This is a genomic window from Bradyrhizobium sp. CCGUVB23 (assembly GCF_024199885.1).
Taxonomy (GTDB): Bacteria; Pseudomonadota; Alphaproteobacteria; order Rhizobiales; family Xanthobacteraceae; genus Bradyrhizobium.
The window spans coordinates 2851474-2864666 of sequence record NZ_JANADQ010000001.1; the positions used below are offsets into that span (position 1 = coordinate 2851474).

Below are 13193 nucleotides of genomic sequence, written 5' to 3' on the forward strand. Positions count from 1 at the left end.
ATCAGGCGAACGAGCGCGAGCCGACAACCTGGAGATGGTCCTCGCCGCGCCGACCATGGGAGGCATTCAGGAGCTGGCGCATCCGCACGGCTGGGACAGGGCGGCTGAACAGATACCCCTGGCCCTCAGTGATGGTGCCGTCGGCACTGATCAGTTCGAGCTGCTCGTTGGTCTCGATGCCCTCGACCACCACCGACATGCCGAGGTCGGCGGACAGCCGCGCCACGCCGCGCAGCAGCGTCAGCGGCCGGTCGGTGTCGATGCCTTCGAGGAAGGAGCGGTCGATCTTCACCTTCTGCATCGGGAAGTTATGCAGGTAGCTGAGGCTCGAATAGCCGGTGCCGAAATCATCGAGCGAGATGCTGACCCCGAGCGCGTGCAACTGCGACAGGATGTCATGCGTGAGCTGCGTATTGCGCAGCAGGGAGGACTCGGTGATCTCGATCTCGAGGCGATGGGCCGGGAGCCCTGAGACCTCGAGCGCATAGCGGATCTCGCTGAGCACATCGCGCTGGTGGAATTGCTGCGGCGAGAAGTTGACGGCGACGCTGACCGCTTCCGGCCACTTCATGCATTCCATGCAGGCCCGGCGCAGGATCCAGCGGCCGAGATCCACGATCAGTCCCATATCCTCGGCGACCGGAATGATGTCGACCGGTGAGACGGTGCCACGCACCGGATGGTTCCAGCGCAGCAGCGCCTCGCAGGTGGTGATCTTGCCGGACTTCAGATTGACCAGCGGCTGGTAGAACAGCTCGAACTCCTCGTTGGCCAGCGCCTTGCGCAGATCGAGCTCGAGGATGCGGCGGGCCTCGACGGTTGCCGCCATCTCGTCGCGGAAGAAGCAGAAGGTGCCGCGGCCGTCGGCCTTGGCGCGGTAGAGCGCCATGTCGGCATTCTTCAAAAGCGTATCGGCGCTGGAGCCCTCGGGCGAGGTCAGTGCGATGCCGACACTGGCGCCGATCTCGACCAGATGATTGTCGATGCGGTAGCGCTCGCTGAGCCGCTCGACGATGCGGCGGGCAAGCGCCGCGGCATCCTCGGGCGAATTGAGGTTCTGCTGGAACACGACGAACTCATCGCCGCCGAAGCGGGCGACGAAATCTTCGGGGCGCAGCATCTCGCGCAGGCGGTTCGCCACCGCGCACAGGAGCTGGTCGCCGCAGGGGTGGCCAAGCGTGTCGTTGACCTGCTTGAACTGGTCGAGATCGACGAACAGCAGCGCCGAAAGGCGCTCGGAATGCTGCGAAATCGCGAGAAGACGCTCGATCTCGTCGCGGAAATTGACGCGGTTGGGCAGTGTCGTTAGCTCGTCATAGCGGGCGAGATGGCTGATCCGGGCTTCGGCGTTCTTGCGCTCGGTGATGTCCTCGATCAGCATGACCGTGCCGCCGTCGGCCATCGGCTGGAACGTCCAGGACAGGGTCCGCCCGCGCTGCAGATCGGGGTCGGTGGTGGTGATTTCGCGGATCCTCGCGTCCTCGATCTCGCACAGGATCAGATTGCCGCTCTCCGCCGAGATCGCGCCTGACGCAACGCATGCCGAAATGATGTTGGCGGCGCTAGCGCAGCGCTTGACCACATCGTCCGACAGCTCCATCAGATCGGCGAAGCGACGATTCATCACCGCCAGCACGCCGTCGGCGCGGAACATGCATAATCCGTGAGGCATATTGTTCAGCGCGGTATCGAACTGGCTCGCAAGCGATGCCTCTCGCTCGCGGGCCAGCAAGGCGCGCACGAACATCGCCTGCAGACTGGTGGAAAGCTGCTTGAGGGCGAAGAAGAACAGTACGTTCAGGAACGCCATCACGATGTAATATGGACCGCCTTGCAAGGCCAATCCGAGCGTGAGCGGGCCACACGCCAGCAGCACTTGGATGTGAAAGATCCAAGGACGACCATAGGTACGAGCACCACCGGCGGCCATGTAGCAAAGTGTGACCGAAGTGGCGATCATATGTGCCACCGCGTCGTCGCTGCCGATCAATGCAATGATGCACCACAACCCAAGCGCAGCAGCATACGCCATCGCACCGATCTGGTAGCGAATTTCCCACCCGATCACATCCTTCGGCGACAGCTTCGATCGTTGATTTTGAAATTGGCCAACATCAATGGCGCGGCCGGCGCCGCTTAGTATCAAAAGCCCCACGCACGGCCACAGCCACACGTTCCCGGTCTTCAACGCCGTCATCAGTGCAGCAACTGCAGCGCAAAGCGCGCCGGCGAACAATGGGCCAGGGTCTTGGAACAGCGAATCGATCAACGCCGCGCGAATCGTCGGGGAAGCTTCCTGATCGGTCTTTGCACTCTCAGATGCGAGCTGCATTTCGGTGGTACGCGCCCTGTTTGCTGCGTACTTTTACCCAGCCGGTATGAAGTCTTTCTGAGGGAACATCGTTAAGTTCGCGTTGTTTTGCAACGCGTGCGATCAAAATTCATATGACAAATCAACTGACTAGGAAAATTTTACCCAGCTCAGGATGAACGAATGTTTGCCGGAAAAGCAAAGCTCGCAGATTTTCCGCGAGAAAAGGAGCGCGCGAACACGCGCGCTGCCGGCGATTTACTGGCCTGACGTTGAGGACAGCAACGGCGACCAGGCGGGGTCGGATGCGTAGCCCGGTGTCGGCACGCGCTGCTCGTTGCGCCCCGAGATATCGACGCTGAACAGCGACGGCCCACCATTGCCGCCGGGATCGCGGAAGAACATCACGACGCGGCCGTTCGGCGCGAACGTCGGTCCCTCGTTGTGGAAGCCGGAGGTGAGAAGACGCTCGCCACTGCCATCGGGCTTGATGATGCCGATCGAAAACTGTCCGCCACCTTGTCGCGTGAACGCGATGTAGTCGCCGCGCGGCGACCATACCGGCGTGGAATAGCTGGCGTTGGTGTCGTCCTTGGCGAAGGAGATGCGCTGCGCCGGTCCGCCGCTTGCCGCCATCACATAGATCTGCGGCCTGCCGCCGCGATCGGACTCGAAGCAGATGCGGGTGCCGTCCGGTGAGTACGAAGGAGAAGTGTCGATCGCCGGCGTGTCGGTGAGCCGCGTGGTCGAGCGCGAGCGCAGATCCATCACGAACAGGTTGGAGTTGCCGCCCTGCTGGAGGCTCATGATGACGCGCTGGCCGTCCGGCGAGAACCGCGGCGCAAAGGTCATGCCCGGGAAATTGCCGACGATTTCGCGCTGGCCGGTTTCGATGTTGTAGAGATAGACCTTCGGATCGCCCTGGCCGAACTCCATGTAGGTGATCTCTTGCGAGTTCGGCGAGAAGCGCGGCGTCAGCACGAGGTCCGAGCCGCGCGTCAGATAGCGCACATTTGCGCCGTCCTGGTCCATGATCGCGAGCTTCTTGACGCGGCGCTCCTTCGGCCCGCTCTCGTCCACGAAGACGACGCGGCTGTCGAAATAGCCCGTCTCGCCGGTGAGGCGCTGATAGATCTGGTCGGAGATGATGTGAGAGATGCGGCGCCAGTATTCCGGCGAGGTGAAATATTGCTGGCCGGTGAGCTGCTGGCCCGAGACGACGTCCCACAGGCGGAATTCGGCCTTGAGCCGACCGTCCGGCTGGCGCGTCATGCGGCCGGTAACCAGCGCCTGGGCATTGATCTGCTTCCAGCTCTGGAATTGCGGCGCGACGTCGATATTGGTTATCCGCTCGAGATAAGCCGCCTGATCGATCGGATTGAACAGGCCCGAGCGCTTCAGGTTGTTGGTGATCACCTGCGTCACGCCGGCGCCGACCTCGCCGTCAGACGGCGAGCCTGCCACGAAATTCGGGATCGCGATCGGAATCGGCTGGAATTCGGTCGGGTCGACTTTGAGGCGCCCCTGCGCAAATGCGGAGCGGCCGGCCAGCACGGTGGCGGTCGATCCTGCGGCGATGATGAACCCACGTCGAGAAAGCAGTCGCATCTTATTCATCTGAGTTATGTCTTTTCACGCTTACAGCATATCTTTGAGGCCGAACGTCATCGGAATGTATTTCCAGGTGTCGTATTGCGCCTTGGGCAGGAATGCATAGGCCTGGCACTCCTCGACCGCGCGTTTTGCGCTCTCGGCCATCGCCGTGCCGACCGAGCGCGACGGTCCGCGCACGGCGACGATCGTTGGCGAGGAGGCAACCGTGCCGTCCGGACGCATCTGGATGTCGATATCGACCTCGAACTGATCCGCATCCTGCCCGTTGTAGGGGAATCTGAAGCAGCGCCTGACGGCGGCGACGAACGCACCCTTCCACGTCGCGACGATCGCGGTGTCCTTGCCGTTCTGCGTTCCCAGTGCACTGGTCGCATTCGGCGTCGCGCCCGTCATCTCGTGCCGCGTCGGATCGCGCTTGTCCTCGAGCTTGGCCATGATGTCCATCGGATTGAACGGCCGGTCCTTCGGCTTCGGCGGCTGGGGCTTGGCCTCCTGCTGCTTGGGCGGCGGCGGCTTCTTCTCCTTCTCCGGCTTGTTCAAGGCGTCGGCGATCGGATCGATCTTTTCCTCGGGCTTCTTGTCGGCCGGCTTGCTCTCTTCCTTGGCCTTACTTTCCTGAACCGGCTTCGGCGGATCCGGCTTCTTCTCAACGGGCTTCTCCACCACCTTCGGCGGCGGCGGAGGCGTCGTGTTGGTCTGGATCAGCTCCTTCTTGGTCGTGATCTTGCCCTGGGACTCCTCGGGCGGCGTCACTTCCGGAGCAACCTTGTCGACCTTGGGCTTCTGCTTGTCCTTTTCGGCGGTCTGCACGCCGGCGGTTGCCTTGGCCGGCTGATCCAATGAAATATCGACCGGAATGACGGACTCTTCCGGCACTTCGAGGGCGCGCGAGCTAAAGGAGATCAGCCCCCAGCCGATCACGAGGACGTGGAGAACAATCGACGCAACAACAGTCTTGTCGACTTTGACCTTCATCCCTGCTCCGGGATAATCACGATATTGGCCTTGAAGCCGGCGGCGCGCACCTGCCCCAGCAGCTTCATCATGTCGGTGTAGCAGACGTCCTTGTCACCGCGCAGATAGACGACCCGTTCGGCGTCGGACCGCGTCTCCTTGATCGCCTCGATCTTGGGCTGGAGATCCGCAGCCGAGATCGGGCTGTCGCCGAGATACAATTCCACATTCGAATTGCAGCCGCCGGTCGTCCGCTTCACCGATAGCGTCAAGGGCGGCGCGTTCGAGGAGATCGACCTGCCGCCGTTGGCGACCGGCAGGTCGATGTCGATATTCGACGTCATCAGCGGCGCTGCGACCATGAAGATGATGAGCAGCACCAGCATCACGTCGACCATCGGCGTGACGTTGATCTCGGCCATGACCGATTTGCGCCGGCTGCGGCGGCCGCCGCCACCGGACGAACTGGCTACGTTCATCGCCATGATCTAGAGCCCACGATGGTCTTCACTATAGTGCCCCTCACCCACGCTCGTCGATCTGACGGGACAGGATGGCTGAAAATTCATCTGCAAAGCCCTCGAGCCGCTGGGCCTGCCGGTTCACCTCGGAGGTGAACTTATTGTAGAAAATAGTGGCAGGAATGGCGGCGATAAGGCCGATTGCCGTCGCAAACAGCGCCTCGGCGATGCCGGGCGCCACCACCGCCAGAGAGGTATTCTTCGAAGCCGCGATCGACTGGAAGCTCGACATGATGCCCCAGACGGTGCCGAACAGGCCGACGAAGGGGCCGGCGGAGCCGACGGTCGCGAGCACCAGGAGGCGCCGTTCCAGCCGCTCGATCTCGCGCGCGATCGACACGTTCATCACCTTCTCGATGCGCATCTGAAGGCCCGCGACCGAGCGCGCGTGGCTTTCGAACGAGCGCTTCCACTCACGCATCGCCGCGACGAAGCAGGCCGCCATCGAATGGGTCGGCTTGGCCGACAGCGTGCGATAGAGCTCTTCGATCGACTCGCCGGACCAGAACGCCTGCTCGAAACGGTCCATCGAGCGGCGGGTGCGCGCATAGAGGAAGATCTTGTCGATCGCGATCGCCCAGACCCAGACCGAGCAGGCTAACAGGCCCAGCATGACCCCTTTCACGATCCAGTGAGCCTGCCAGAACAGCGCAATCAGCGACACGTCGGCGGAAGCAGCAACCGGCAGGGCTGACTGAGCGACGTCGGCCGGATTCATAAGCAGTATCCTCTCAAGGCGATCGTTCCATGTCCTCCGGGAGCGAAATGGCTGCCGGTTCCCCAAAGCCGCGCGGGTCGCGCGCAGTCGCCAAGCCTGCGCAAAGCCTTGTCTTTTTGGATTGCAGCGGCCCGTCCAAAGCCGGCCGTCTGCTTTCCCTGCCAAGATGTCAAAACTAAGGGCCTCGACTAAGCCATTGGGCGCGACTTGCCGACCCTACCAGACGCCGCCGATAGTTAATGCGGGGTTAGCGCGGGCGCATTCGGCTGCCGGAAAGGAAGGCAGGCCAGGGGCTTGGCAGGGATTGGTGCGGCATTCCGCCCGCATGGAGCCATTGTCTTTCGGGGGAGCGCAGTCAGCCCAGAGCAAGGTCGGTTCCCTTCCCCCTTGCGGGGGCGCCAGGGAGGGGGTGCCCCACGGGGACTCCCTCCGCGAGGTTTTCTCAACGATGGATACGCCTTCCCCTGGGCTACCCCTCCCCTGCCCTCCCCCGCAAGGGGGGAGGGAGCAGAGCGGAGTGCGCGGCGCCACCGAAGTCACAGCGCGATTGAGCCTGTCAGCGCGCGCCTCGGCTGCGCGACGCAATTCAGAGTTTTGCCGGCGATGCATTTTGGACTGCTTCGCAATGACAGTCCCGCGCCTTCTCTGAACCATTCGCCCGGCACGGCGCACCAAACAGCGTCATGCGCCGAGCTTGCGTTGTGTTGAACATTGCTCCGAGGGAGGGAGAGATGAGGACCGCCCAACTGGTTGCCGCCATCGTCGTGGCATGCATTACGGCGGCACCGGCCGCGCAAGCCAGCCGCTGGACCTACCACGACGAGAGAAATGACGGGCACATCCTCGCCTATGTCGAGGACGGCAAGATCGTGTTCGAGCTCGCGTGTGGCCGCGGATTCTCCCTGCTCATCAAGCACCCGGCGCAAGCGAAGACGGATGGCAAGGCGCGCCTCACGCTCGTCGCCGGAAGGAACAACATCAATCTCGCCGGCGAATACGTTCGGCCGGCCGAAAACTCGGCGGCCAATTTCTACCAGAGCTATCTCGGCTACGGCAAAAACGACGAGAGAGTCTATGGCAAGCGATGGCAGGAGCTCGAGTCGCGCCTGCTCGACGCGATCGAATCCAAATCGGGCTTTACGATCGCGGCCGGCGAGGCAAACTATCATCTGCCGGGGGTCGACATCGACAAGTGGCGCAGGCCCTTCGACCTCTGCGGCTACGGCTTTTGGGTGACGCCAAGCGAATTTCCGGGCGAGACCAACTAACCTCGCGGCGTTGTGCTCCCGGATCGCTCGTTGAATCTGGAGGTCGGTGGTGCGCGCGCCTCCGCCTTGCTAGAGCCCCAAACTGTAGCTCTCTTGGCGACAACAACATGTGCCGGGATTCACCGGCCCAGCCCAGGGAGCGTCCCGTGCAGAAATCAGCAACAGGCGTGCGGTGGATCGTCGCCGCGATCGTCTCGGTCAGCCTCACAACATTCAGCCCCGCGCGTGCGGCATCGGTCGCGCCGGTCGCCGCGGAAAACGGCATGGTGGTGTCCGCGCAGCATCTGGCAACAGAGGTGGGCGTGAATGTGCTCAAGCGCGGCGGCAATGCCGTCGATGCCGCAGTCGCGGTCGGCTACGCATTGGCGGTGGTCTATCCGGCAGCCGGTAATCTCGGCGGCGGCGGCTTCATGACGATCGAGCTCGCCGACGGCCGCAAGACCTTCCTCGATTTCCGCGAGACAGCGCCCAAGGGCGCGACCGCCAACATGTATCTCGACAAGGATGGCAACGTCATCAAGGGCATCTCGACCAAGGGGCACCTGGCCGTTGGCGTGCCGGGATCCGTATCGGGCATGGAATATGCGCGCGAAAAGTACGGCACCATGAAGCGCGCCGATCTGCTCGCCCCCGCGATCCAGCTCGCCGAGCAGGGCTTTGCGCTGGACCAGGGCGACATCGACTTGTTGCTTACCTCCACCGCGGATTTTCAGGACGATCCTGCGTCGGCCGCCATCTTCCTCAACAACGGTCAGCCGTTCCAGGTGGGCGAAAAGCTGGTGCAGTCGGAGCTCGCCAAGACCCTGCGCGAGATCAGCAGCAAAGGCACCGACGGTTTCTACAAGGGCTGGGTCGGCAGCGCCATCGTGGCCTCGAGCCAGGCCGGCAAAGGCCTGCTGACGCAGGACGACCTCGACGGCTACAAGACGCGCGAGCTCGCGCCCGTCGAATGCGACTATCGCGGTTACCACGTGATCTCCGCGCCGCCACCGAGCTCCGGCGGCGTCATCATCTGCGAGATCCTGAATATCCTGGAGGGCTATCCGCTAAGGCAGCTGGGCTATCACTCCGCGCAGGCCGTGCACGTCCAGATCGAGGCCATGCGCCACGCTTACGTGGACCGCAACAGCTATCTCGGCGATCCGGACTTCGTGAAGAACCCGCTCGATCGTCTGCTCGACAAGAATTACGCGACCAAGATCCGCGCCGTGATCGATCCGAACAAGGCTGGCATCTCCAAGGACATCAAGCCGGGCGTAGAGCCGCATGAGGGCAGCAACACCACACACTATTCGATCGCGGACAAGGACGGTAACGCGGTTTCGGTGACGTACACGCTGAACGACTGGTTCGGCGCCAAGGTGACGGCGGCCAAGACCGGCGTCCTGCTGAACGATGAAATGGACGACTTCACCGCCAAGGTCGGCGTGCCGAACCTCTATGGCCTGGTGCAGGGCGAGGCCAATTCCATTGCTCCCGGCAAGCGGCCGCTGTCCTCGATGAGCCCGACCATCGTCACCAAAGACGGCAAGACCGTCATGGTGGTAGGCACGCCCGGCGGCAGCCGCATCATCACGGCTGTCTTGCAGACCATGATCAACGCGATCGACTACGACATGAATGCGCAGGAGGCCGTCGACATGCCGCGCATCCATCAGCAATGGCTGCCCGACCTGACCAATGTCGAAGACTATGCGCTGTCGCCGGACACCCGCAAGATTCTGGAAGGCATAGGCCACAAGTTCGGCCCGCCGCAGCCCGCCAACCATCTGGCGGTCATCATCGTCGGCGCGCCATCGCTGAACGGCAAGCCGGTCGGCAACAACCGCTACTATGGCGCCAACGATCCCCGGCGCAACTCGGGACTGGCCGCCGGGTATTGAGAGCTTCGCAGGGTGGGCACAGGCACGAAGCGCCGTGCCCACCGCTTCTGCGGAAGCAGACGAGGTGGGCACGCTTCGCTTTGCCTACCCTACCAGAGTGCCGCTCGGCAGACGGTGCCGAGCTGAAAACGCCCCTATGCAGCTTGTGCCACGCGCGAGGGTTTATTTCACCGGGCGATCGGCAACACACTCTATTGTCTTTGCCCACAAGCCGCCTGACGATGCGGGAGTGGGCCGCTCGTCAGACGACTGCAGTGGCTGGCGAACTGCCCGACGACCTCGTACGGGAGATCCGCATGGAACAGATTCTGATCAACCTCGTCTCGGGCGCACTCGGTGGAATTGGCGCGGGCAAGTCTTCGCCGACATTTGATCTCGGAATGGCCGGAAACGTCATTTCGGGTCTGGTCGGCGGCGGAGTGCTCGGCCAGGTCATTACGCTGCTGCTTCCGTCCATCATGGCCGCAGCAGAATCTGGAAACTTGAGCGTTGGCGGCGTCGTGTCACAAGTCGTCGCCGGTGGCGCCGGCGGGGCGATCCTCACCGCAATCGTCGGAGCCATCAAGAACAAGGCAGCCGCCTGATCGGTGAGACGAGGGACAAGACCTCACCACTTCTCCTTCGACGTCCGCACGTCGAGCTCGAACGACCAGGCCCGTTCAGGCTGCCGGTAGAGGAAGGCAAACGCATCGACGATGCCTTCGATGCTGATCAGGCTGTCCTGCCGGCTCGCAGCATCGGGGAAGCGGTTCATGATCTTGTCGCCGGCGATCGCGCCGTCGACCACGACGTGGCCGACGTGGATGCCGTCGGGGGCATATTCCTTGGCCATCGCCTGGGCGAGCGTGCGCAGGCTGGCCTTGGCAGAGTTGAAAGCGCCAAAGCCGGAGCGCCCGCGCAGCGAAGCGCTGGCGCCGGTGAATAGCAGCGTGCCGGTCTTCTTCGGCACCATGCGACGCATCGCCTCGCGGCCGAACAGGAAGCCGCCGAAGCAGACGACACGCCAGGCGTTCTCGAAATAGTCGGCTTCCATCTCGATGATTCTGCCGGGCGTGTTGTTGCCGGCGTTGTAGATTGCGAGATCAAGGTCGCTTCCGGCGGCGTCGAACAGCGCGGCGACGTCGCTCTCCCTGGTGGCGTCGGCGACGAAGGGAACGGCCTGTCCTCCCGATTTCTCGATAGCGTTCGCAACAGCCTCGAGCGTGGACGAGGTCCGGCCCGCTACGATCACTTTGAGCCCGTCGGCAGCAAACCGCCTGCAGAGCTGGGCGCCGAGCCCGCGGTCCGGGCCCACACCGATCACGATTGCCGCCTTCATCGCATCCTCCCGCAGAGCTTGGAGCCTGGGTCGCTACTCCCGCAGTCCATTGCTTACTAGTTCTGAAATAGAACTTTATAGCAATTCGTCATTTTTGGCTAGACATAGGCAAGTTGTCGCCTCCTCACGAGCTTTCATTCCATTTTGGAATTTTGTATCGTAGTCACGACGAACGCATTGGAATTTCAGTTTTTTCGGGGTCGGACGAATGCGGTGGGATTCGCTTGAGCAGGAACAGTGCTCGGTCGCCAGGACGGTGGCCGTGATCGGCGATCGCTGGAGCCTGCTGATCCTGCGCGACTGCTTTCTGCGCGTGCGCCGGTTCGAGGAGTTTCAGTCCCGGCTCGGGGTCACCCGGCACGTCCTCGCCGATCGCCTGAAGAAGCTCGTCCGGTTCGGCGTGCTCAGGCGTTCGCCCTATCAGGAGAATCCGACGCGCTACGAATACATCCTCACACAGAAGGGACTGGATCTCTATCCCGTGGTGATGGCGATCGTGCATTGGGGCGACACCCACATGGTGGACGAGCGCGGCCGCCCCATGCTTCACCAGCACAAGAACTGCGGCAAGATGTTCGATCCGGTGCTGGTCTGCTCCGAATGCGGCGAGCCGATCGTTGCGAAGGAGGTCCACGTGCACGCCGGCCCCGGCGCGGCGAAAGGCATGGCCGAGGAGCTCGCAGCGCGCGCGAAATAGCGGCAGCTTACTGTGCGCCTCGCCGCCCTTGCCTGCGCACGCCGAGCGCATAGAGCCAGCCTCCAACGGCGATGAGCACCGGCAGGACATAGAGGATGAAGAAGATGGAAACCCTGAACACGCTCATGCGTGCAACGCCTCCGGGATGATCCGCTGCGATGCATGGTACAGCACGAGGGATGCGAGCTGGTACAGCACGAAACTGACGAACACCTGCCCCGGCGTGAAACCGGCCGGCCAGTTGGGAAAGAATACGAGCAACATGAGCATGCCAAAGCTGCCCTTCTGGCAGACGGTGGCTACGCGATCCAGCGCAAAGGCACATCGCTTCATCCGTTCGCGTTCAGCCTCGTCCACGTTCGCGCCTTCTGGTTCGCGGCTTGCGGAATGCCCACCGTCAGGGCTTTAGTCGGGACTGGCGCAGATTGGGTTCTACCCCCAAAAGCCAAACCGCCCGCCTGCGGGGTTCGCAGGCGGGCGGCTCGGGGCCATCAGGACTTTTGGGGGCGTGCGCCTGAAGGCTTTGAGGATCAGATCAGCCCTGCGTCGGCGGCTCGTTCGACGGCGTCGGACGGCTCTTGTGCTGCGCCATGAACTGGTCGAACTCTTCCTTGTCCTTGGCGTGACGAAGCCGCGTCAGGAAATCCTTGAACTCGCGCTGCTCTTCCTCGAGCCGCTGGAGAGTCTCGGTGCGGTACTCGTCGAAGGCACGGTTTCCGGAAGACGGCGGGCCGAAGCCAAAGCCGAAGCCGCGGCGCTCCATGCGGTCGCGCATGCGGTCCATCCGGTACTGCATCTTCTCCATCTTGTTCTGCCAGCGATCCTGGTGGCTCCAGCACGACATTCTTCTGCTCCCGAGTGTGAAAAAGAGAAGGGCAAGCCCGATCGGCCACCAGATGATGAAGCCCAGGATGGTCACGGCAATCCAGCCGGGATGCCAGGGCGTATCGAGCATGTGGGGGCGGTAGTAGGGGTCGTCCGAGGGGCCGCGCCATCGATTGACATCAGCGGTGTAGGCCATTTCCCATCTCCATCACGGCTGTCACGCCGTTGTGAATGTAAATAACATTTACATAGGTAGCCGATCCCGCGGTTTTGTCAAGCCGGCCACCAGACAGGCCCGCCGATTTATTTGCGCAACTTTATTTCAGCTTGCCCCAGGGGCCGCCCGGAGAGGTGGCCGAACCGGAGGATGCCTCCGGCGGCACCGGCGGCGGCTCCGCGCCTTTCGCCGTACGACGGTCGATCGGGAAGCCAAGGCCGCGCAGATAGATCAGCACCTCGGCTTCGAGCAGCTCATCCGGCGTCATCGGCAGCTTGCGCCGGGCGGCGTCGCCGCGGGAGAACAGCGAGGCCACGCCATGCGACATCGACCAGATGTGCAGCGCCATCATCATCGCCGGCGGCCGCGGCGTACCCGGCGGCGTCAACGCTGCGAGGCGCTCTGCAGCCGCACGAATGACGCCGAAAGCGCGCTCGCCTGCTGCCATCAGTGCCGGATTGGCGTCGACGGGCAGGCCGGATTCGAACATTGCGGAATAGAAAGCGGGCTCTTCGCGCGCGAAGGCGAGATAGGCTTTGCCGACGCGCTCGAACGCCGTGACGGTGTCCGGGCGGCCATCGTCCCAGGCGGCGGTCAGGCGCGCCTCGAACTGCTCGAAGCCACGCTGGGCGATCGAAGAGAGCAACTCGTCGCGGTCGCGAAAATGCCGGTAGGGAGCGGCCGGGCTGACGCCGGCCATCCGCGCGGCATCGGCAAAGGTGAAGCCGGCCGCGCCCTTCTCGGCGATCAGCCCCAGCGCTGCCTGGAGCAACGCCTCCTTCAGATTGCCGTGATGATAGCCGCGCTCGGCGCGGCGCTGCTCGTCCTTGCGCCAGCTCATGTGAATGACTTTTACATGAGCCGGGC

The 13193-nt window shown here is 63.0% G+C and carries 13 protein-coding genes; 4 read left to right on the top strand and 9 right to left on the bottom strand.

The window, feature by feature from the left end; translation table 11 throughout:
• Position 1: 1 nt before the first annotated feature.
• The 5 genes from NLN62_RS12975 to tolQ form a co-directional block, all read right to left on the bottom strand.
• Positions 2-2332 (bottom strand): bifunctional diguanylate cyclase/phosphodiesterase, encoded by a 2331-nt coding sequence (locus tag NLN62_RS12975; RefSeq protein WP_027521908.1) that lies wholly within the window; start codon positions 2330-2332, stop codon positions 2-4.
• A 237-nt stretch (positions 2333-2569) separates the two neighbouring features.
• The gene (gene tolB, locus NLN62_RS12980; protein WP_254109050.1) at positions 2570-3928 is read right to left on the bottom strand and encodes a Tol-Pal system beta propeller repeat protein TolB; all 1359 of its coding nucleotides are present in this window, start codon (positions 3926-3928) and stop codon (positions 2570-2572) included.
• 21 nt (positions 3929-3949) lie between these two features.
• Positions 3950-4900: a cell envelope integrity/translocation protein TolA gene (locus NLN62_RS12985; RefSeq protein WP_027521906.1), complete on the bottom strand. Its 951-nt coding sequence runs from the start codon at positions 4898-4900 to the stop codon at positions 3950-3952.
• A complete protein-coding gene (locus NLN62_RS12990) occupies positions 4897-5364 on the bottom strand; it encodes a biopolymer transporter ExbD (RefSeq protein WP_027521905.1) in 468 nt (155 codons plus the stop codon). Before NLN62_RS12990 ends, NLN62_RS12985 begins: the two co-directional genes overlap by 4 nt.
• A gap of 37 nt (positions 5365-5401) precedes the next feature.
• Complete coding sequence (gene tolQ, locus NLN62_RS12995) at positions 5402-6118, bottom strand: protein TolQ (protein WP_254109051.1); 717 nt, start codon at positions 6116-6118, stop codon at positions 5402-5404.
• 731 nt (positions 6119-6849) lie between these two features.
• Between tolQ and NLN62_RS13000 the strand changes: the two genes are divergently transcribed.
• The 3 genes from NLN62_RS13000 (at position 6850) to NLN62_RS13010 (ending at position 9853) form a co-directional block, all read left to right on the top strand.
• Positions 6850-7386, top strand: a complete 537-nt coding sequence (locus tag NLN62_RS13000) for a hypothetical protein (RefSeq protein WP_254109052.1) — start codon at positions 6850-6852, stop codon at positions 7384-7386.
• A 146-nt stretch (positions 7387-7532) separates the two neighbouring features.
• Positions 7533-9269: a gamma-glutamyltransferase gene (gene ggt / locus NLN62_RS13005; protein ID WP_371932983.1), complete on the top strand. Its 1737-nt coding sequence runs from the start codon at positions 7533-7535 to the stop codon at positions 9267-9269.
• A 296-nt stretch (positions 9270-9565) separates the two neighbouring features.
• Positions 9566-9853, top strand: coding sequence for a hypothetical protein (locus NLN62_RS13010; protein ID WP_027521901.1), 288 nt, complete (start codon positions 9566-9568; stop codon positions 9851-9853).
• Positions 9854-9876: 23 nt separating this feature from the next.
• Here the strand turns inward: NLN62_RS13010 and NLN62_RS13015 are convergent, their stop codons facing one another.
• Entirely contained in the window at positions 9877-10587 is a 711-nt protein-coding gene (locus NLN62_RS13015) for an SDR family NAD(P)-dependent oxidoreductase (protein WP_254109054.1), read from the bottom strand.
• Between the two features lie 208 nt (positions 10588-10795).
• Between NLN62_RS13015 and NLN62_RS13020 the strand changes: the two genes are divergently transcribed.
• Positions 10796-11284: a helix-turn-helix domain-containing protein gene (locus NLN62_RS13020; protein WP_254109055.1), complete on the top strand. Its 489-nt coding sequence runs from the start codon at positions 10796-10798 to the stop codon at positions 11282-11284.
• Between the two features lie 123 nt (positions 11285-11407).
• Here the strand turns inward: NLN62_RS13020 and NLN62_RS13025 are convergent, their stop codons facing one another.
• The 3 genes from NLN62_RS13025 to NLN62_RS13035 all read right to left on the bottom strand — a co-directional run bounded on the left by NLN62_RS13025 (position 11408) and on the right by NLN62_RS13035 (position 13167).
• Positions 11408-11641, bottom strand: a complete 234-nt coding sequence (locus tag NLN62_RS13025; protein ID WP_254109056.1) for a hypothetical protein — start codon at positions 11639-11641, stop codon at positions 11408-11410.
• Between the two features lie 178 nt (positions 11642-11819).
• Positions 11820-12305: a DUF2852 domain-containing protein gene (locus NLN62_RS13030; protein ID WP_254109057.1), complete on the bottom strand. Its 486-nt coding sequence runs from the start codon at positions 12303-12305 to the stop codon at positions 11820-11822.
• A gap of 121 nt (positions 12306-12426) precedes the next feature.
• Positions 12427-13167, bottom strand: coding sequence for a TetR/AcrR family transcriptional regulator (locus NLN62_RS13035; RefSeq protein ID WP_027521896.1), 741 nt, complete (start codon positions 13165-13167; stop codon positions 12427-12429).
• Between the last annotated feature and the right edge of the window lie 26 nt (positions 13168-13193).